This window comes from Blastococcus sp. OS1-29 (genome assembly GCF_057628075.1).
In genome coordinates this window covers 549,910-569,180 of record NZ_JBXXJK010000001.1, presented here as the reverse complement: position 1 = coordinate 569,180, position 19,271 = coordinate 549,910, and the positions used below count along the sequence as shown (strand labels likewise).

The following is a 19,271-nucleotide window of genomic DNA, read 5'->3' as shown; positions in this document are numbered from 1 at the left end:
CCCGTCGTCCGCCGACCGTCCGCGGACCGCCTCATCGTGGAGGACCCCATGCCCGAAGCCGTCATCGTCGCGACCGCCCGCTCCCCCATCGGCCGCGCCTTCAAGGGGTCGTTGAAGGACCTCCGTCCCGACGACCTGACCGCCACCATCGTGCGCGCGGCACTCGACAAGGTCCCTGCGCTCGACCCCACTGACATCGACGACCTGATGCTCGGCTGCGGCCTGCCCGGGGGCGAGCAGGGCTACAACATGGGCCGCGTCGTCGCGACGCTGCTCGGCATGGACCACCTGCCCGGCACGACGATCACCCGCTACTGCTCGTCGTCGCTGCAGACCACCCGCATGGCGATGCACGCCATCAAGGCCGGCGAGGGCGATGTGTTCATCTCCGCCGGCGTCGAGATGGTGTCCCGGTTCGTGAAGGGCAACAGCGACTCCCTGCCGGACACGAAGAACCCGGTGTTCGCCGACGCCGAGGCCCGCGTGGCCAAGGTCGCCGAGAGCGGCGCCGACAGCTGGCACGACCCGCGCGAGGACGGCGACGTCCCCGACATCTACATCGCGATGGGGCAGACCGCCGAGAACCTGGCCCTGCTCAAGGACGTCTCCCGCCAGGAGATGGACGAGTTCGCCGTCCGCAGCCAGAACCTGGCCGAGGAGGCCATCAACAACGGCTTCTGGGAGCGCGAGATCACCCCGGTGACCACGCCCGACGGCACCGTCGTCAGCAAGGACGACGGCCCGCGGGCGGGCACCACGCTCGAGGCGCTCTCTCAGCTCAAGCCGGTCTTCCGCCCGGACGGCCGCGCGACCGCCGGCAACGCCTGCCCGCTGAACGACGGCGCGGCCGCCGTGGTGGTCATGAGCGACACCAAGGCCCGCGAGCTCGGCCTGACTCCGCTGGCCCGCGTCGTGTCGACCGCCGTCACCGGGCTCTCGCCGGAGATCATGGGCTACGGCCCGGTGGACGCCTCGAAGCTCGCGCTGCAGCGCGCCGGCATGAGCATCGGCGACATCGACCTGGTCGAGATCAACGAGGCCTTCGCCGCGCAGGTGATCCCGAGCTACCGTGACCTGGGCATCGACATCGACCGGCTGAACGTGCACGGCGGGGCGATCGCCGTCGGCCACCCGTTCGGCATGACCGGCGCCCGCATCACCGGCACGCTGATCAACGGGCTGCAGACCAAGGACAAGACGTTCGGCCTGGAGACCATGTGCGTCGGCGGCGGCATGGGCATGGCGATGGTCCTGGAGCGCCTGTCCTGAGCTGACGTCGTCGGTACGAAGCAGAAAGGCCCGGGCCCCTCACGGGGACCGGGCCTTCGGCTCGTCCCGGGCGGCTCGACCAGGTCAGGGTCGCGCGGCGCGCACGACAGGGCCCCGGACGCGACTGTGGCCCGGCTCCTCGCGGAGCCGGGCCACAGTCGGTCGATCAGGAAGTCACTCGCGGAAGTAGCTGAGCAGCCGCAGGATCTCGATGTACAGCCAGACGACCGTCACCAGCAGGCCGAAGGCGATGTACCAGGCGAACTTCGCCGGGGCGCCGCGGCGGATCGCCTCGTCGGCCATGTCGAAGTCCAGCAGCAGCATGAACGCCGCGATGCCGATGACGACCAGGCTGAACACGATGGCCAGTCCGCCACCGCTGCGGAGGCCGAGGCCGCCCGGGGTGATGAAACTGGCGACCATGTTGACCACCATCAGGACGAGGGCACCGATGGCGGCGCCGACGACCCAGCGGGTCAGCTTGGGGGTGACCCGGATCGCGCCGGTCTTGTAGACGACGAGCATGCCGGCGAAGACACCGAAGGTGCCGATGACCGCCTGCATGACGATCCCGTCGTAGACGGCGTTGAACGCCTCGCTGATCGCGCCGAGGGCGACGCCGTACAGCGCGCCGTAGGCCAGCGTGGCGACCGGGTTGGCGATCGTCTTGAACGAGATCACCAGGCCCAGCACGAACGCCACCAGCACCGCCGGTAGCGCGAGGCCCCAGGCCATGTCGCCCGGGAGGGCCCACGTCGCTGCGGCGGCCAGGACGGTGACCAGGAAGGAGATCCCCGTCTTGGTCACGACGTCGTCCATCGTCATGTAGCGGGTGGCGGCCGCATACGGCGACTGCGCCGCATACGGGTCGAGCTGGGAGGGCGCGCCGTACTGGCCGGGCGCGCCGTACTGCTGGGGCGGAGCGCCCCACGGCGCCGGCTGCTGCCGGCCGTTCCCGTCGGCGCCGAACCGGCTGAAGGCCGGGTTACTGCTGGGCATCGTCATCTCCCTGAGGGAACTGGTCGGTCCGTGGAGGTCACGGTGCTGCACTCCACTCGTCCAGGTCAACGTTCGGGGCCCCCGGTACGTTCCGGCGTGTCGTGGGTTGACCCGTCCGGGTGGCCCCCGCAGCCCGGGACACCGATGCCCCGTGACGATCCCGTGACGCGCAGCCTGGGAGCCTCGCCGCCCGACCTGTCCCCCGTCGTCCCGGAAGTGAGCGCGCCGTGCCGGAGCGAGTGTTCCAGCTGGACCAGTGGGCGACGGTGTCACCGGCGGCGGGCTGGGTGGTCCAGGCCGGCCGCTTCCTCGGGGGTCCCGGGGCCGACGTGCTGGCCTACCTGCCGGCCGACGGCTCCCTGTGGGTCGGGGCCAACGAGGAGGGCCACTTCACGTTCACCGAGGCCTGGGCCCACCTGAGTCCGGCGGCGGGCTGGCAGATCACCGTCGGCGACTTCACCGGCAACGGCCTCGCCGACGTCGCCGCCTACCACCCCGGCAACGGCACGGTCTGGGTCGGTGAGAACCGCGGCTCCGCGTTCGCGTTCTCCCTGTGGGCCACACTGTCGCCTGCGAGCGGATGGCGGATCGGCGTGGGGTTCTTCACGATGAGGGCGAAGGCCGACCTGCTGGCGCACCACGTCGACAGCGGCACGCTGTGGGTGGGCGCGAACACCGGCTCGGCCTTCACGTTCATGGGCACCTGGGCGGCCGTGGACCCGGCTGGGGACTGGCAGTTCGCCACCGGCGACTTCGTCGGCAACGGGCGCACCGACGTCGTGGGGTACAGCGCCGCGGACGGGTCGGTCTGGGTCGGGGAGAACGACGGCTCGGCGTTCGACCTGAGCCGGTGGGGCACCGTGAACCCCGCCGCCGGCTGGCACGTCGACTCCGGCTTCTTCACCGGCCGCGGCAAGGCCGACCTGTTCGCCCACCACTCCGGCGGCGGCACGCTCTGGGTCGGGGAGAACCAGGGGTCGAGCTTCGTGTTCGGCGACACCCCGGCTGCCGTGGCGACCGGCGAGGGCTGGCAGTTCGTCACGGCCAGCGTCAACGGCGACGTCTGGGACGACGTCGTCGGCTACTCCCCCCTCGACGGCGGCGTCGTGGTGGGCGAGTCCTCGCTGCGGCCGATCGAGGGCTACTGCTGGCCGCTGTCGGCGGCACCGGGCGAGGTGATCTCGTTCCACATGTCCGGCGAGGGAGCCGCCGTCGCCGATTTCCAGCGGCACGTCTCCACCGGCCCGGAGGTCGACTCCCTCCCCGTCGGCTCCCAGGAGTTCACCGCACCCCGCCAGCCGGTCCCCGACGAGCCATGGCGCGACGGTTGCGGCTGGACGCCCACCTTCGACCTCACGATCCCCGCGGACTGGATCTCGGGCATCTACTCGGCCCACTGCACGGACTCCGCCGAGACCTCCTGCGACATCACGTTCGTCGTGAAGCCGGCGCCGCCGGACCGGGCAGGCATCGCCGTGCTGGCGAACGTCAACACGTGGCTGGCCTACAACGGCTGGGGCGGGCAGTCGAAGTACACCGGGCTGGCCCGCACGAGCTTCCTGCGCCCGATGCCGGGGGCCGCACCGGAGGGCGATCTGCATCTCACCCGCGGCGAGCTGTGGATCCTCGGGTGGCTGGAGGGCCAGGGTCAGCATCCCGACGTCTACACCGACGTCGACTTCCACGAGCAGGGCTGCGATCCGGCCCGGTACCCGTGCCTGATCTTCGGGACCCATCCCGAGTACTGGACCACGGAGATGTACGACAAGCTCGCCGCCTACCTCGACGCCGGCGGCTGCGTCGCCTACCTCGGCGGCGACGGGATCTTCGAGATCGGCGAGCCCGACAACGGTGGGACCGAGATGGTGTTCCGCCTGGGCGTCGAGGGCGGCCCCCGCGAGCTCGCCCTCTTCCGGACGCAGGGCAAGCCCGAGCTGGCGCTCCTCGGCGTCGCCACCGAGCGGTGCGGCGTCGTGGGATCACCGTTCCTCGTCCGGGCCGCCGGGCACGACCTGTTCGCGGGCACCGGAGTGGCCGACGGCGACGCCATCGGCGACTCCGGGCTCAACACCGGCGCCGGCAACGGGAAGGCCAGCGGCTGGGAGGTCGACACCACCCGGGGGCCGGGCGCGACCGGGATTCCTGCGCCCGGCTGCCTGATCGACCCCGCACCGGTCACGCCCTCGGTGCTCCCCGAGGGACTCGTGGTGCTGGCCCAGGGAGCGCCCGACGGCGTCGGCCCCGGAGCCGAGATGACGTACTACGACCACCCCGGGGGCGGCTTCGTGTTCTCCGCCGGATCGCTGACGTTCGGGGGCAGCCTGGTCGTCGACCCGGTGCTGAGCGCCCTGGTGGCCAACGTGCTCGCCCGGGCCGGTGTGGGCGTCCAGGACGTGCCCCCGGTCGGGATCGAACCGACACTGGGACCCTTTTAAGGGGCCTGCCTCTGCCGATTGGGCTACGGGGGCGTCCTGCGCACGCTAGCGGGGGCGCCGGGACGACGACGGGTCACCCGTACCGTGACCCGGTCCCCCCGTCGTCCGGAGGTCACCGTGAGTCGCCGACCGCAGGTCCCCGCCCGCGCGATGCGGGCCGCCGTCCGCGGCCTGGTGCGACCGGTCCTCGGGCCGCGGACGCCGGTGGCGGTGCAGCGCTGGTGGCTCGACCTGGTCACCGGACCCACGCCGCTCGCCGACGGTGTGGACGTCGGCACCGGCCGGCTCGGCGGCCGCCCGGTCCGGGTGTTCACCCCCCGCGGCGGCCGCCTCGGTCGCGCCGTCCTCTACCTGCACGGCGGCGGCTTCACGATCGGCTCGGTGCGCACGCACGGGGCGCTGGCCGCCCAGCTGGCCGCCGCGAGCGGCGCGACCGTGCACCTGCTGGGCTACCGGCTGGCGCCCGAGCACGCGTTCCCCGCCGCCCTGGACGACGCCCTGGCGGCCTGGCGCGAGCTGCTCCGCGGCGGCGCCGCGCCCGGCCGGACGGCGCTCGCCGGCGACTCGGCCGGCGGCTGGCTGGCCCTCACCGCCGCGCTGCGGCTGCGCGATGCCGGCGACCCGCTGCCCGCCGTCCTCGGTCTGGTCTCGCCCTGGCTGGACCTGCTCGGCACGCAGTGGCCGGCCGACCGGTCCGACGCGATGCTCCGGCCGTCGTGGCTGCGCCGCTGCGCGGCCGACTTCGCGGCCGGCGCCGACCTGACCGCCGCCGAGTTCGCCCCACTCGCCAAGGACCTGGGCGGGCTGCCGCCGATGGTGGTGCACGTCGGCAGCGAGGAGATCCTGCTGCCCGACGCCGTCCGGCTGGCCGTGGCGGCCCGCGCCGCGGGGGTGCCGGTGGAGCTGCGCCGCTGGGACGGCCTGTGGCACGTCGCGCACGCCTCGGCCGGCCTCGTGCCCGCGTCGACGGCGGCGGTCACCGCGTTCGGCGCCGGGCTCGCGTCCCGGCTCGGCTGAGACCAGTCCACCCCGCCGAAGCGGGCTTCCACGGCGCGCTCGCCGTCCCTACCGTTCACTTGCTGCCTCCGCTGCTTGCATCAGTGGGGTCAGCACCGCGCGGTCCGGGACGTGCAGCCGGTCGCTCACTGATCGGCGCTCGAGGCGCGCAGCCCTGTCGCCAGTCGGCACGCCCCGGGCCGCCGGGCCCGCAACGTCTCAGCCAGGCCCTCACGGAGCTCGTTCAGCCTGGCGGTACACCGGCGGCACCGGGATGCGACGGCAGGCTGTCACCAAATAAGCCGCGTCACCAGGGTCAAGCAGTGAGGTTCAGCTCCCCGTCTGCGGCAGGGCCGACGGCTGCTCGGGACGGGCCGGCGACAGGTGCCCGGGGCGGCCGGTGTTGGCGGCGAACACGAACTCGCGGCGCGGGTCCTGCAGCTGGCCCAGCGACACGACCTCCCGCCGGAACAGCGACGCCAGGGTCCAGTCGGCGACGACGCGGGCCTTGCGGTTGAAGGTGGGCACCCGGCTCACGTGGTAGGTGCGATGCATGAACCAGGCCGGCCAGCCCTTGAGCTTCACGCCGTAGACCTGCGCCACGCCCTTGTGCAGGCCGAGGCTGGCCACCGATCCGGCGTACTCGTGGCGGTAGGGCCTGGGCTGTTCCCCGGCGAGGACGGCGACGATGTTGTCGGCGAGGACCTTGGCCTGACGGACGGCGTGCTGCGCGTTCGGCGCCGTCGTCGCGTCCGGCTCGTCCTTGGTGAGGTCGGGAACGGCGGCCAGGTCGCCGGCAGCCCACGCATCGGGCATCCCGCGCACCTGCAGCGTCGCTTCGCACTCCACCCGGCCCCGCCCGTCGACCGGCAGGTCGGTCTCGGCGAGCATCGGGTTCGGCTTGGTGCCGGCCGTCCAGACCAGGGTCTCGCTGGGGAACTCCTCGCCGTCGCTGAGCCGCACGACACCGTCGTCGGAGATCGACTCCAGCCGGGTGTTGAGCCGCACGTCCATCCCCCGCTCGGTGAGCTGGCGGACCGTGTACGCGGCCATGTCGAGGTCGACCTCGGGCAGGATGCGGCCCATCGCCTCGACGAGCACCCAGCGCATGTCCGACGGCGACAGCCGCGGGTAGTAGCGCTCGATCGCGTGCCGGGCCATGTCCTCGAGCTCGGCGAACGCCTCCACGCCGGCGTAGCCGCCTCCGACGAAGGTGAACGTGAGTGCCCGCTGCCGCACCGCGGGATCGTCGGTGGAGCTGGCCGCGTCCAGCCGGGCGAGGACGTGGTTGCGCAGGAAGATGGCCTCGCCGACCGTCTTGAACCCGACGCCGTGCTCGGCGAGCCCCGGGATCGGGAGGGTGCGCGCCACGGAGCCGGCGGCCATCACGAGCACGTCGTAGTGCACCTCGAAGGGCGCGCCCTCGATCGGTGCGATCCGGGCCCGCTTGTCGGCGTGGCTCAGGCCGATGACCGCGCCGGTGATGACGCGGCAGTGGCGCAGCGTCGTCCGCAGGGGCACGACCACGTGCCGCGGCTCGACCGATCCGGCGGCCGCTTCCGGGAGGAACGGTTGGTAGGTCATGTGCGGTTGCGGATCGACCACCACGATCTCGGCCCGCCCGCGCGACAGCTTCCGCTGCAGCCGCAGGGCGGTGTAGAGGCCGACGTACCCGCCGCCCACGACCAGGATCACCGGACGTTGCGCCATTGGGGCAGCCTAGGGCTCCGGCGGCCCGGCGTCAGGGGGAGAACCGGCGCCGTCGGCCAGCGCCCGGGCGCGGGCGAGGACGGCGTCGAGCATCGGCTCGGTCAGCTTCCCGGTGAAGGTGTTCTGCTGGCTCACGTGGTAGCTGCCGAGCAGCGTGAGCGGTCCGTTCGGGCCGGCCAGCTCCACCTCCGCGCCGTGCCCGAACACCGGTCGCGGGCGTGGGATTTCGTATCCGGCGGCGGCGAGGACCGGCCACAGCGCCGTCCACCCGAAGCCGCCGAGCACGACGATCACCCGCAGCTGCGACAGCAGCGCCAGCTCCCGGGCCAGCCACGGCGAGCAGGTGTTCCGCTCCGCAGGCGTGGGTGCGTTGGCCGGCGGCGCGCAGCGCACCGAGGCGGCCACGCGCACGTCGGTGAGCTCCAGGCCGTCGCCGACGTGGGTCGACGTCGGCTGGTTGGCCAGGCCGGCCCGCCAGAGCGCGGCGAAGATCCAGTCGCCGCTGCGGTCGCCGGTGAACACCCGGCCGGTCCGGTTCCCGCCGTGCGCGGCCGGGGCCAGTCCGACGACGGCGATCCGGGCGTCGGCCGGCCCGAGACCCGGCACCGGGCGGCCCCAGTAGTCCCAGTCGCGGAACGACGCCCGCTTGACCCGGGCGACCTCCTCCCGCCAGGCGACCAGCCGGGGGCAGGCGTAGCAGCCGGAGATCCGCGCATCCAGCGTGGCGAGGTCGGGCGCGCTGCGGGCCGAACGCGCGACGCCCGCCGCCGTCCGGGTCACCGGGAACCCTCCGGCGTCGACTGCCACACCGTCAGTTCATCATCGCGAGCACAGCGCACGCACGGCGGCCACGTCGACGGCCAGGGGGAACTACCGTCGCGTGCCATGTCGACCGGCCGGATGGAAGCCTTCAGCGACGGCGTGATCGCGATCCTGATCACCGTCATGGTGCTGGAGCTGCCCGTCCCCCACGGCACGACGTGGGCGGCCCTGCACGAGGCGCTGCCCGTGCTGCTCACCTACGTGCTGAGCTTCGTCTATCTGGGCATCTACTGGAACAACCATCACCACATGCTCCAGGCGACCGACCGGGTCAACGGCGTCATCCTCTGGGCGAACATGCACTTGCTGTTCTGGCTGTCGCTGGTCCCGTTCACCACGGCGTGGCTCGGCGAGAACTCTTTCGCCCGCGTCCCGGCCGCGGCCTATGGCATCGTCCTGCTCGCCGCCGCGCTGGCGTTCTACACGCTCGAGAAGGTGATCATCCGTGACCAGGGCAAGAGGTCCCTGGTCGCCGCGGCGGTCGGCCGCGACCTCAAGGGCAAGCTGTCGCCGGCCATGTACCTCCTCGGCATCGGCTTGTCGTTCGTGGCCGCGTGGCTGGCGATCGCCGTCTACACGGTGGTCGCGCTGGTCTGGCTGGTCCCCGACCGCCGGTTCGAGCGCACCATCCGCGCGGGGCTCGCGCCGGAGGGCGAGGCCGAGGCGGCCGGCTGAGGCGGCCGTTCAGCCGCGGGCGAGCCGGAGCGCGATGCCGTCGAGGATGTCGTGCTCGCTCACGACCACCTCGGCCATGCCGAACTCGTCCATCAGCACGCGCAGCACCAGCGCGCCGGCGCCGATGACGTCGACCCGGCCGGGGTGCATGACCGGCATCGCCGCCCGCCGCTCCCGGGTGGCGGCGAGCAGGTCGGCGGTGACCGCACGCACGGCGTCGAGATCGATCCGCGAGCCGTGGATGGCGTCCGGGTCGTAGGCGGGCAGTCCGAGGGCCAGCGCCGCGACGGTGGTCACCGATCCGGCCAGCCCGACCAGCGAGGCGGCGTCGGCGACGGGCACCTCGGCACGGACGTCGTCCAGAGCCGCCCGGATGTCGTCCTCGGCCCGCCGGATCTCCCCGTCGGACGGCGGGTCGCCGTGCAGGTGCCGCTCGGTCATCCGCACGCAGCCGATGTCGACCGACCGGGCGGCACGCACCCCGGCGCCGTCGCCGAGGACGAACTCCGTCGACCCGCCGCCGATGTCGACGACCAGGAAGGGCGGGAGCGGCGGCGGTGCGCCGTGGGCGCGGGCGGCGGCGTCCAGTGAGCCGGTCGCGCCGAGGAACGACAGCTCCGCCTCCTCCCGGCCCGGGACGACGTCGGGCTTCTGGCCCAGCGTCGCCACCACCATGTCCTCGAAGTCGCGGCGGTTCTCCGCGTCGCGCGTGGCGCTGGTAGCGACCATCCGCACCTTCGCGGCGCCGAGGTCGCGCGCGGCGGCGGCGTACTCGGCGAGGACGCGGCGGGTGCGCTCGATGGCGTCGGGCGCCAGCCGGCCCGTGGCGTCGACGCCCTGTCCGAGCCGCACGATCTCCATCCGGCGCAGCAGGTCGGTGTGCGCCCCGGTGGCGGGCACGTCGGCGACCAGCAGGCGGATCGAATTGGTGCCGCAGTCGATCGCGGCGACCCGGCTCACGGCTGCTCCTGGGGCGCACGGCCCGGCCGCCCACCACTCCCCCATCTCCGCGACGGCGCGGTCGCCGACGGGGTTCACGCCCGGACCGACCGCGAGGCTGTGCGCCGCGAGGGCGTGCAGGCACTTGACCCGGTCGGGCATGCCACCGGCCGACATGCGGGTGGGCAGCACGTCGACGGCGTCACGGGTCGCCAGGTAGGCGTCGTGGGCCGCCTGGTAGGCGGCCGCCAGCTCGGGATCCGTGGTGAGCTCGTCCTGCCACTCGCGCATCCGCCCGGCCGACTCGAGGCGGCTGGCCGCGGCCGTCGCCCGGGGGCAGGTGAGGTAGTAGACCGTGGGGAACGGGGTGCCGTCCTCCAGCCGCGGCGCGGTCTGCACCACGTCGGGCTGACCGCACGGGCAGCGGTGCGCGACGGCCACGAGAGCCCGAGGCGGCCGCCCGAGCTGCCGTTCGATGACGGCGCGGTCGTCGTCGGAAACCGGGTCGGTCATCCGTCGGCGGCCCTCACCGAGTCCAGCAGCCCCTCGTACCAGGGCACCGGGTCGGCCGGCACGGCCGCGGGCACCGTTCCGGCGTCGCCGTCGGTGGCGGCGCCGTCGGCGATGATCACCAGGCGGTCACCGGGCAGCACGTACGTGAGCCGCTCCCGGGCCTGCCGCTCGACGTAGGCGGGGTCGCTCTGCCGCACCAGCTGGTTGCGCAGATCGGTCGCGCGCTGGTCCAGCGTCTGGCCCTCGGCCGCGAGCCGCACCAGCTCCGCGCGACCGGCCAGGTACTGCCGGATCGGTCCCGCCAGCGTCAGTGCGAGGAGCAGCACCAGCCCGCCCAGCAGCACCGCCCGCCCGGTGAACAGCGGACGACGGCGCAGGGCCGACGATGTCGCGGCGCCCGCCGTCCGTCGTCCCGGGCGCCGCTGGCCCGGACGGCTGGTCGCACCGGACCGCAGCCCGGTGCGCACCGGCCGCGTCGAGTGCACGCGGGGCACCCGGCCGGTGGTCCGCCGTCCGTCGGACGGGGACCCGCCCCGCCGTCCGCGGGTGCTGCTCATCCCGCCAGGCGCGGGAAGGCGGCCGCGCCCGCGTAACGGGCTGCGTCGTCGAGCTCCTCCTCGATGCGCAGCAGTTGGTTGTACTTCGCGACGCGCTCACTGCGCGCCGGGGCGCCGGTCTTGATCTGCCCGCAGTCGGTGGCGACGGCGAGGTCGGCGATCGTGGTGTCCTCGGTCTCGCCGGAGCGGTGGCTCATCATGCAGCGGTAGCCGCTGCGGTGGGCGAGGTTCACCGCGTCCAGGGTCTCGGTGAGCGTGCCGATCTGGTTGACCTTCACCAGCAGCGCGTTGGCGGCCTTGCGGGCGATGCCGTCGGCCAGCCGGGTCGGGTTGGTGACGAACAGGTCGTCGCCGACGATCTGCACCCGGTCGCCGAGGGCAGCGGTGAGCGCGATCCAGCCGTCCCAGTCCTCCTCCGAGAGCGGGTCCTCGATCGACACGATCGGATAGGCGTCGACGAGACCGGTGTAGTACTCGGTCAGCTCGGCCGCCGACATCTTCTTGCCCTCGAACGCGTACGCGCCGCCCTCGTGGAACTCGGTGGCCGCGACGTCCAGGGCGAAGGCGATGTCGGTGCCGGCGGTGAACCCGGCGGACTCGACCGCGCGGGTGATCAGGTCGAGCGCGGCGCGGTTGCTCGACAGGTTCGGCGCGAAGCCACCCTCGTCGCCCAGACCCGTGGCCAGGCCGTCCTTCTTCAGCACGGCCTTGAGGGCGTGGTAGGTCTCGGTGCCCATGGCCAGCGCCTCGGCGAACGTGGCGGCGCCGATCGGGGCGATCATGAACTCCTGGACGTCGACGTTGCTGTCGGCGTGGGCGCCCCCGTTGAGGATGTTCATCATCGGCACCGGCAGCACGTGCGCCGACGGCCCGCCGACGTAGCGGAACAGCGGCAGGCCGGCGGAGTCCGCGGCCGCGCGCGCCACGGCAAGGCTGACGCCGAGGATCGCGTTCGCCCCGAGCCGGGACTTGTCCGGCGTCCCGTCCAGGTCGATCAGCTGCTGGTCGATCAGCCGCTGCTCGCTGGCCTCGTAGCCGACGAGCTCGGGGCCGATGACGTCGAGCACGCCGTCGACCGCCTTGGTCACGCCCTTGCCGCCGTACCGCTTACCGCCGTCGCGCAGCTCCACGGCCTCGAACGCGCCGGTGGACGCGCCGCTGGGCACGGCGGCCCGGGCGATCGTCCCGTCGTCGAGCGCGACCTCGACCTCAACGGTGGGGTTTCCGCGCGAGTCGAGGATCTCCCGCGCGCCTACGGCATCGATGCTGGGCACGGGGGCAGCCTAGTCAGCCCCGTCCGTCCCGGACGGCGCGCCCGCGTGCGGCACGCGGTGGACGGGACGACGAGGCGGCTCCGCGGGCCCCGGCGAAGGCGCGGGACCGCTCCTCGGCCTCGCTGCTGCCGCTGAACAGCGCCGCGTTCTCCGGCCCCGCGACGGGCTCGACCGGGGACCCGGGGGCCGCGGGAGCGCCGTCCAGCCGCACGCGCGGCAGGCCGTGCGCGTGCTCGCGCTGCAGCCAGGTCACCAGGGACTCGCGGATCTGGCAGCGCAGGTCGAACAGCGCGCCGGCGTCCCGGGCGCTGAGCAGTGCCCGCACCCGGACGACGGAGCCGACGGCGTCGATCACCTGCAGCACCCCCGCGCGGCGGTCCCAGAGCGGGTGGTCGGCCAGCAGCCGGTCCAGCTCGGCGCGCATGGCCTCGAAGGACATCGTCCAGTCCACGTCCAGCTCCACCGACCCCAGGACGGCGGACTCCTTGCGGGTCCAGTTCTCGAACGGGGTGGTCGTGAAGTACGTCGACGGCAGCACCATGCGGCGGTCGTCCCAGATGTGGACGACGACGTAGGTCAGCGTGATCTCCTCGATCCGGCCCCACGCGTCCTCGACCACCACGACGTCGTCCACCCGGATGGCGTCGGTGAAGGCGAGCTGCAGGCCCGCGAAGACGTTGGCCAGCGAGGTCTGCGCCGCCAGACCGGCCACCAGCGAGATGACCCCGGCGCTGGCCAGGATGCTGGCGCCGGCGGCGCGGGCGGCCGGGAAGGTGAGCAGCATCGCCGCGGCGGACAGGACGCCGATCACCACGACCGCCAGCCGGCGCAGCAGCGAGATCTGGGTGCGCACCCGCCGGGCGTGCCGGTTGTCGACGACGTCGACGTCGTAGCGCGCCACCGCCAGGTCCGCGGCCGCGAAGACGGCGACGGCCACGAACCAGCCCACCGTGCCGATGAGGGCCAGGCCCAGCAGCCGGACCACCGGTCCCTGCCAGGCCCCCGTGGTGGGCGCGGCGTCGAGCACCGAGATGCCCGCGGCCAGGACCAGCAGCGTGCGCAGCGGCGTGCGGCCGCGACGCGCGATGCCGGCGACCACGGGTGAGCGTCGGCCCAGCCGTCCGACCAGCACCCCGATCGTGACCCCGGCGAACCAGGCGCCCACCGCGGCGGCGGCGAGCAGGACGAGGAGCTGCCAGGTCTGGGTGGGCATCAGGTCGTGCACCTCCATCGGCGTGGCCGTGGGATCGGGGACAGACGGGGAAGGTCTGCGGAACAGCGGGATCGCTCCTCTCCGGGGCCGCGCGACAGCACGGTTCGTGGCCGGGCGGCGGTCTGGCGGGGACGTCGGCGGCGCTGCGGCGCGCCCGGGGCAACGCGCGACCGCGGGGCCCGGCCTCGGATGGATCCGGGGACCCCCGCCACGCTAGGTGCTGCTCCCCCCCCGGCTGTCACCCGGGGAACGTGTACTGCCCCACACCCCCGCCGGACCGGCGGACACGAGGGACTTTCGGTACAGAAAGTCCCTCAGGGGGCGGTGCGGGCCTCGGCCTCGGCGTCGAGCTCCCCGGCGTAGCGGCGGACCGCCTCGCGGAGCGCGTCCTCCACGTCCCAGCCGCGCTGCTCCGCGGCGGTGACGACGGCGAACAGCCGCTCCCCCAGCTCCTCGGGGCTGCTGGCCTCCAGCACCGCGGGCTCGGGCGTCGACAGGCCGGCCCGGCCGGCCCGCCGCACCAGCGCGGCCCCCCACGCGGCCGCCGGCTGCGACCGTGACACCCCCTCGGTCGGGGACCGGCGCTGCTTCTCGGCCTGCTTGATCTCCTCCCAGCCCGCCTCGACCGCGGCGACGTCCCGGGGGCCGGCGTCCCCGAACACGTGCGGGTGCCGGCGCACGAGCTTGTCGACCAGATCGCCGGCCACGGCGTCGACGTCGAACCGGCGCCCCGGGACGGCCTCGGCCGCGACCCGCGCGTGGAAGAGGACCTGGAGCAGCACGTCACCCAGCTCCTCGCGCATGGCGACCGGGTCGTCGTCGACGATCGCGTCGTAGGCCTCGTGCGCCTCCTCGAGCAGGTAGCCGCGGAGCGAGGCGTGCGTCTGCTCGGCGTCCCACGGGCACCCGCCGGGCGAGCGCAACCGGTCCATCACGGCGACGGCGTCGAGCAACCGGGCCCCCACCGGCTCGGGGGCGCCGACCACCGGGGCCGCCGCGTAGGTGACCTCGTCGGGTGCGGCCAGCACGACGGCGTCGTCCCCGGCGGCCGCGAGGTCCATGACGTCGCGCACCTCGAACCCCTCGGCGCGCAGCACGTCCGCGGTGGCGGCCGCACCGGGCAGCGCGACCAGCGGTCCCCCGGCCGAGATCGTGCGCCAGGCGGCGGGGCCCAGCAGACCCGGCAGGCGTGGACTGACCGTGACGACGGAGGTGGGCACCCGGTCAGTGTCCGCGACGCCCGCGGGTCAGTTGCCCGGGGTGGGGGCCGCGGACGACGCCGCGGCCGCCTTCGCCGCGTCGTCCTTCAGGATGTCGACGACACCGCCGCTGCCGGCCACGAGCTTGCCGCCCTCGATGGCGCCGAAGCGGGGGTTCACCCGGACGCCGAGGTCCTTGCGGACGTCGTCGACGAGCGCGGCGCCCGCCTTGTCGACCGTGTCGCCGGCCTCCTTCTCCAGGTCGGGGCGCACCTCCTCGAACGAGGGGTACACCGGCCCGGCCACGAAGGTGACGACGACCCCGCCGATCTCCGGGACCGGGGTGCTGAAAGCGCTGTTGGGCTTGGCAGCGGTGATCCCCTTCGCAAGCACGCCGGGGAGCTTGTCGGCCGTGCGGCTCTGCAGCGTCGTCAGGGTGTTCTGGTCCGGGTGCGCGGCGGCCACGGCCGGGTAGCTCGCCGGGTCGGCCGTGAGCTGCGCGACCACGGTGGCGGCCGTCGCGTCGTCCGGCACGGTGATGTAGCCGAACGAGATCTGCTTCAGGCTCTCCCGGACCTGGTTGTAGCGGGCCTTCAGCGCCGTGACGTCCAGGGCGTCCGCCTTGCCCTCCGCCTCCGCGATCCGCTGGCGGAGCAGCTGCTGGCGGACGTTCTCGAAGACGTCCTCCCGGCCGATGCCCTGCTGGGCGAGCGAGCCGTAGACCGTGTCCGGGTCGTCGGTGCCCAGGAGCTGGGTGATCCGCGCCTGCACCGCGCCGTCGCCCACCTGCACGTGGTACTTCTCGGCCGCGGCGGCGTAGATCCGGTTCTGCACCAGCAGGGACAGCACCCGCCGGGTGAACTCGTCCTCGTGGCCCTTGGCGTAGGCCGCGATGTCCTCGTCGGCCAGGCGCTGGTCGATGGCGGAGTTCAGTGCGGCGACGGTGATCTGCTCCTGGCCGACGTACGCCGCGACGTTCGGGGAGGTCCGGCAGCCGGAGAGTCCCCCCACCGCGACGACGAGCAGGAACGCGGTGACGAGCACCCGGGGAACGCGACGCTTGAGCACGCCCGCAGGTTGCCACACGTGCCGTCGACGGGTCGGGAGGACGTGGTCCATCTCAGGATGCGGCGGCCACGGGTTGCTCGAGAACGGCCGTCAGCAGCGAGTGCACGTTCTCCAGCAGGGCGACGTCCCGCAGCGGGGTGCGGCGGTCGGGGCCGACCGGCACCTTGAGCACGATGGTCTCGACGGCGGCCTTGTACGAGGCGCCGTCGGCGAGCCGGGCCAGGCGCATCTGCTTGGACTCCGGCAGCACCACCGGGCTGATCCGGATGGCCCTGCCCTGCAGCGACACCTCGGTGACCCCGAGGGCCCGCATCGCGGTGCGGAACCGGGCCACGGCCAGCAGGTTGAGCACCGGCGCCGGCGGGGGGCCGTAGCGGTCGGTGAGCTCGTCGAGCACCGCCTGGGCCTGGTCGTCGGTCTGCACCGAGGCGACCTTGCGGTAGGCCTCCATGCGCAGCCGCTCGCCCGGGATGTAGTCGTGCGGCAGGTGCGCGTCGACCGGCAGGTCGACCCGGACCTCCAGCGGCTCGACCGGCGCGTCCTCGCCGCTGATCTGCGCGCGGTAGTCGGTCACGGCCTCGCCGACCAGCCGCACGTAGAGGTCGAAGCCGACACCGGCGATGTGCCCGGACTGCTCGCCGCCGAGCAGGTTGCCCGAGCCGCGGATCTCGAGGTCCTTCATCGCCACCGCCATGCCGGCCCCGAGGTCGGTGTTGTGCGCGATGGTCGTCAGCCGGTCGACCGAGGTCTCGGTCAGCGGCCGGGTGGGGTCGTAGGTGAAGTACGCGTACGCGCGCTCGCGGCCACGGCCGACGCGGCCGCGGATCTGGTGCAGCTGGGAGAGCCCGAAGGTGTCGGCGCGGTCGACGATCAGGGTGTTGGCGTTCGGGATGTCCAGGCCCGACTCGATGATCGTCGTCGCGACCAGGACGTCGTACTCCTTCTCCCAGAAGCCGACCATGATCCGCTCGAGCTCGTGCTCCTTCATCTGCCCGTGGCCGACGGCGACCCGGGCCTCGGGCACCAGGTTTCGGATCTTCGCCGCCGCCTTGTCGATCGACTGCACCCGGTTGTGGATGACGAAGACCTGCCCGTCGCGCAGCAGCTCGCGGCGGATCGCCGCCGCCATCTGCTTGTCCTCCCACGCACCCACGTAGGTCAGGACGGGGTGCCGCTCCTCGGGCGGGGTGAGGATCGTCGACATCTCCCGGATGCCGGTCAACGACATCTCCAGGGTGCGCGGGATCGGGGTGGCCGACATCGACAGGACGTCGACCGCCGTCCGCATGCTCTTCAGGTACTCCTTGTGCTCGACGCCGAACCGCTGCTCCTCGTCGACGATGACCAGCCCGAGGTCCTTGAACCGGGTGGTCGGCTGCAGCAACCGGTGCGTGCCGACCAGGACGTCGATCTCGCCCCGGCCGAGCTCCTCGACGATCTTCCGGCTCTCCGCGTCCGACTGGAAGCGGGACAGCACCGCCACCTTCACCGGGAACTGCGCGAACCGCTCGGAGAAGGTCTTGTAGTGCTGGTTGGCCAGCAGCGTCGTCGGCACCAGGACGGCGACCTGCTTGCCGTCCTGCACCGCCTTGAACGCCGCCCGCACCGCGATCTCGGTCTTCCCGTAGCCGACGTCGCCGCAGATGATCCGGTCCATCGGCACCGGCTGCATCATGTCGGCCTTGACCTCGTCGATCGCGCCGAGCTGGTCGGGGGTCTCCTGGAACGGGAAGGCGTCCTCGAGCTCGCGCTGCCAGACGGTGTCCGGGCCGTACGCGTGCCCCTTGGTGGCCATCCGCGCCGAGTAGAGCCGGATGAGCTCCGCGGCGATCTGCTTGACCGCCTTGCGGGCCTTGCTCTTGGTGTTCTTCCAGTCGGCGCCGCCGAGCTTGGACAGCGCGGGGGCCTCACCGCCGACGTAGCGGGTGAGCTGGTCGAGGGAGTCGGTGGGCACGAACAGCCGGTCCGGCGGCTGGTTCCGCCGCGACGGCGCGTACTCGACGATCAGGTAGTCGCGCTGCCCGCCGTTGACCGTGCGGCTGATCATCTCGATGTACCGGCCGATGCCGTGCTGCTCGTGCACCACCAGGTCGCCCGGCTGCAGCTGCACCAGGTCGACGGCGTTGCGCCGGCGCGCGGGCATCTTCGTGGCGTCGCGCATCGACGTGCCGCGCTGCCCGGTCAGGTCGTGCTCGGTGAGCAGCGCCAGCCCCACGCCGGGGAAGGCGAACCCGGACTCCAGGTTGCCCTGCGTGACGTGGGCCAGTCCGCCGTCCGGGGACGCGGCGATGTCGGGTACCAGCCGGACGCCGAGGTCGGCCTCGGCGAGCTGGTCGGCCGCGCGCTGGGCGGGCCCCGGGCCGGCGAACGTGACGACGACGCGCCACCCGTCGTGGGTCCAGGTGCGCACCTGCTCGGTCGCGCGCGGGACGTCGCCGGAGAACCGCTCGACCGTGGTGGCGTCGAGGGTGACCTGCTCCTCGTCGTCCTCGGCCTGCAGGGTGAAGGGCCCGGTGGTCCACCACGGCAGGCCGCGGATGCGGGCCGCGGTCTCGATCTCGGCCAGATCACGGAAGGACGACGCACCGAGATCGATCGGCGCCTGTCCGGCCTCCGCGGCCGTCGACCAGGAGGCCGCCAGGAACTCCTCCGCCGTGCGCACCAGGTCCGCGGCGCGGGTGCGCACCCGCTCGGGGTCGCAGACCAGCACGTGCGTGCGCACGTGCACCAGGTCGGTGAGCAGCTGCATCTCGCCGGCCACCAGGACCGGGATCAGCGACTCCATGCCCTCGACCGCGATGCCCTCGGCCAGCTTGCCGAGGATCTCGAGCAGCTCGGGGTGCTCGACCGCCAGCGCCGCGGCCCGCTCACGCACCTCCGGTGACAGCAGCAGCTCGCGGCAGGGCGGTGCCCAGAGCCGGTCGGGCCGCTCGTCGAGCGAACGCTGGTCGGCCGCTGCGAAGTAGCGCAGCTCGTCGACCTCGTCGCCCCAGAACTCCACCCGCACCGGATGCGGCTCGGTGGGCGGGAAGACGTCGAGCAGGCCACCGCGGACGGCGAACTCGCCGCGCTTCTCCACCAGCTCCACCCGGGTGTACGCGGCGTCGGTCAGCGCTCGAGCGACGTCGTCGAGGTCGGCCTCGGCCCCCGGGTGCAGCTCGACCGGGACGAGGTCGCCCAGGCCCGGGGCCAGTGGCTGGAGCAGGCTGCGGACGGGCGCGACCAGCACGTCGATCGTCCCGTTCTCGCCGGGGTGGGACAGGTCGCGCAGGACGGCCAGCCGCCGTCCGACGGTGTCGGCGCGGGGACTGAGCCGCTCGTGCGGCAGCGTCTCCCAGGCCGGGAAGGTCTCGACCCGCCGGTCCGGGAGGAAGCAGCGGAGCCCTTCTGCGACCTGGTCGGCGTCGCGCTCGCCGGCGGTGACCACCAGGACCGGCACGCCGGCGCCCGGCTGCTGGGCCGCCAGTGCGGCGGCGACCAGCGGCTGCACCGGCGGCGGCGCGGTGACGGCGAGCGAGGCACGGCCGGCCGAAGCGACCACGCGGGACATCCCCGGGTCGGTGAGGACGACGTCGAGCACGCCGCGCAAGGTCACGCTGGTT

At 73.5% G+C, this 19,271-nt stretch carries 15 protein-coding genes and 1 tRNA gene; 4 read left to right on the top strand and 12 right to left on the bottom strand.

Annotation, left to right across the window (positions count from 1 at the left end; translation table 11 throughout):
- Window positions 1-48: 48 nt before the first annotated feature.
- On the top strand, window positions 49-1,269 hold the full coding sequence (locus tag AC2H4J_RS02815; protein ID WP_487463300.1) for an acetyl-CoA C-acetyltransferase: 1,221 nt from the start codon (window positions 49-51) through the stop codon (window positions 1,267-1,269).
- Between the two features lie 174 nt (window positions 1,270-1,443).
- Here the strand turns inward: AC2H4J_RS02815 and AC2H4J_RS02810 are convergent, their stop codons facing one another.
- On the bottom strand, window positions 1,444-2,268 hold the full coding sequence (locus AC2H4J_RS02810; protein WP_487463299.1) for a Bax inhibitor-1/YccA family protein: 825 nt from the start codon (window positions 2,266-2,268) through the stop codon (window positions 1,444-1,446).
- A 487-nt stretch (window positions 2,269-2,755) separates the two neighbouring features.
- A complete protein-coding gene (locus AC2H4J_RS02805) occupies window positions 2,756-3,322 on the bottom strand; it encodes a hypothetical protein (protein WP_487463298.1) in 567 nt (188 codons plus the stop codon).
- Window positions 3,323-3,458: 136 nt separating this feature from the next.
- Between AC2H4J_RS02805 and AC2H4J_RS02800 the strand changes: the two genes are divergently transcribed.
- On the top strand, window positions 3,459-4,703 hold the full coding sequence (locus AC2H4J_RS02800) for a N,N-dimethylformamidase beta subunit family domain-containing protein (protein WP_487463692.1): 1,245 nt from the start codon (window positions 3,459-3,461) through the stop codon (window positions 4,701-4,703).
- Here AC2H4J_RS02800 and AC2H4J_RS02795 read toward each other — a convergent pair.
- Window positions 4,663-4,736: transfer RNA gene (locus AC2H4J_RS02795), tRNA-Leu, on the bottom strand. The two genes, AC2H4J_RS02800 and AC2H4J_RS02795, sit on opposite strands and share 41 nt — an antisense overlap.
- Before the next feature lie 84 nt (window positions 4,737-4,820).
- Between AC2H4J_RS02795 and AC2H4J_RS02790 the strand changes: the two genes are divergently transcribed.
- The gene (locus AC2H4J_RS02790; RefSeq protein ID WP_487463297.1) at window positions 4,821-5,720 is read left to right on the top strand and encodes an alpha/beta hydrolase fold domain-containing protein; all 900 of its coding nucleotides are present in this window, start codon (window positions 4,821-4,823) and stop codon (window positions 5,718-5,720) included.
- A 309-nt stretch (window positions 5,721-6,029) separates the two neighbouring features.
- On the opposite strand, the gene AC2H4J_RS02785 is transcribed toward AC2H4J_RS02790, so the two are convergent.
- Both AC2H4J_RS02785 and AC2H4J_RS02780 read right to left on the bottom strand, forming a co-directional pair.
- Window positions 6,030-7,409 (bottom strand): NAD(P)/FAD-dependent oxidoreductase, encoded by a 1,380-nt coding sequence (locus AC2H4J_RS02785; protein ID WP_487463296.1) that lies wholly within the window; start codon window positions 7,407-7,409, stop codon window positions 6,030-6,032.
- A gap of 9 nt (window positions 7,410-7,418) precedes the next feature.
- Window positions 7,419-8,189, bottom strand: coding sequence for a uracil-DNA glycosylase (locus AC2H4J_RS02780; protein ID WP_487463295.1), 771 nt, complete (start codon window positions 8,187-8,189; stop codon window positions 7,419-7,421).
- Window positions 8,190-8,294: 105 nt separating this feature from the next.
- Between AC2H4J_RS02780 and AC2H4J_RS02775 the strand changes: the two genes are divergently transcribed.
- Window positions 8,295-8,906 carry a TMEM175 family protein gene (locus tag AC2H4J_RS02775; protein ID WP_487463294.1) on the top strand — a complete coding sequence of 204 codons (612 nt, stop codon included), beginning with the start codon at window positions 8,295-8,297 and terminating at the stop codon, window positions 8,904-8,906.
- Between the two features lie 9 nt (window positions 8,907-8,915).
- Here the strand turns inward: AC2H4J_RS02775 and AC2H4J_RS02770 are convergent, their stop codons facing one another.
- From AC2H4J_RS02770 to mfd, 7 genes are all read right to left on the bottom strand, one after another.
- Window positions 8,916-10,358: a DUF501 domain-containing protein gene (locus AC2H4J_RS02770; protein WP_487463293.1), complete on the bottom strand. Its 1,443-nt coding sequence runs from the start codon at window positions 10,356-10,358 to the stop codon at window positions 8,916-8,918.
- Window positions 10,355-10,915: an FtsB family cell division protein gene (locus AC2H4J_RS02765; protein ID WP_487463292.1), complete on the bottom strand. Its 561-nt coding sequence runs from the start codon at window positions 10,913-10,915 to the stop codon at window positions 10,355-10,357. The genes AC2H4J_RS02770 and AC2H4J_RS02765 overlap by 4 nt, the downstream gene beginning before the upstream one ends.
- Entirely contained in the window at window positions 10,912-12,189 is a 1,278-nt protein-coding gene (eno, locus tag AC2H4J_RS02760; protein ID WP_487463291.1) for a phosphopyruvate hydratase, read from the bottom strand. Before eno ends, AC2H4J_RS02765 begins: the two co-directional genes overlap by 4 nt.
- Window positions 12,190-12,202: 13 nt before the next feature.
- Window positions 12,203-13,402, bottom strand: coding sequence for a mechanosensitive ion channel family protein (locus AC2H4J_RS02755; RefSeq protein ID WP_487463290.1), 1,200 nt, complete (start codon window positions 13,400-13,402; stop codon window positions 12,203-12,205).
- A 314-nt stretch (window positions 13,403-13,716) separates the two neighbouring features.
- Window positions 13,717-14,622 (bottom strand): nucleoside triphosphate pyrophosphohydrolase, encoded by a 906-nt coding sequence (locus tag AC2H4J_RS02750; protein ID WP_487463289.1) that lies wholly within the window; start codon window positions 14,620-14,622, stop codon window positions 13,717-13,719.
- Window positions 14,623-14,649: 27 nt separating this feature from the next.
- Window positions 14,650-15,669 carry a SurA N-terminal domain-containing protein gene (locus tag AC2H4J_RS02745; RefSeq protein WP_487463288.1) on the bottom strand — a complete coding sequence of 340 codons (1,020 nt, stop codon included), beginning with the start codon at window positions 15,667-15,669 and terminating at the stop codon, window positions 14,650-14,652.
- A 52-nt stretch (window positions 15,670-15,721) separates the two neighbouring features.
- Entirely contained in the window at window positions 15,722-19,264 is a 3,543-nt protein-coding gene (gene mfd / locus AC2H4J_RS02740; protein ID WP_487463287.1) for a transcription-repair coupling factor, read from the bottom strand.
- Window positions 19,265-19,271 lie beyond the last annotated feature (7 nt).

Excerpts from the sequence above, each read along its gene's own strand:
- AC2H4J_RS02815 (WP_487463300.1), top strand. The coding sequence starts at position 49 with ATGCCCGAAGCCGTCATCGTCGCGACCGCCCGCTCCCCCATCGGCCGC.
- AC2H4J_RS02810 (WP_487463299.1), bottom strand. The coding sequence starts at position 2,268 with ATGCCCAGCAGTAACCCGGCCTTCAGCCGGTTCGGCGCCGACGGGAAC.
- AC2H4J_RS02800 (WP_487463692.1), top strand. The coding sequence starts at position 3,459 with ATGTCCGGCGAGGGAGCCGCCGTCGCCGATTTCCAGCGGCACGTCTCC.
- AC2H4J_RS02785 (WP_487463296.1), bottom strand. The coding sequence starts at position 7,409 with ATGGCGCAACGTCCGGTGATCCTGGTCGTGGGCGGCGGGTACGTCGGC.
- AC2H4J_RS02775 (WP_487463294.1), top strand. The coding sequence starts at position 8,295 with ATGTCGACCGGCCGGATGGAAGCCTTCAGCGACGGCGTGATCGCGATC.
- AC2H4J_RS02770 (WP_487463293.1), bottom strand. The coding sequence starts at position 10,358 with ATGACCGACCCGGTTTCCGACGACGACCGCGCCGTCATCGAACGGCAG.
- AC2H4J_RS02765 (WP_487463292.1), bottom strand. The coding sequence starts at position 10,915 with ATGAGCAGCACCCGCGGACGGCGGGGCGGGTCCCCGTCCGACGGACGG.
- AC2H4J_RS02755 (WP_487463290.1), bottom strand. The coding sequence starts at position 13,402 with ATGCCCACCCAGACCTGGCAGCTCCTCGTCCTGCTCGCCGCCGCCGCG.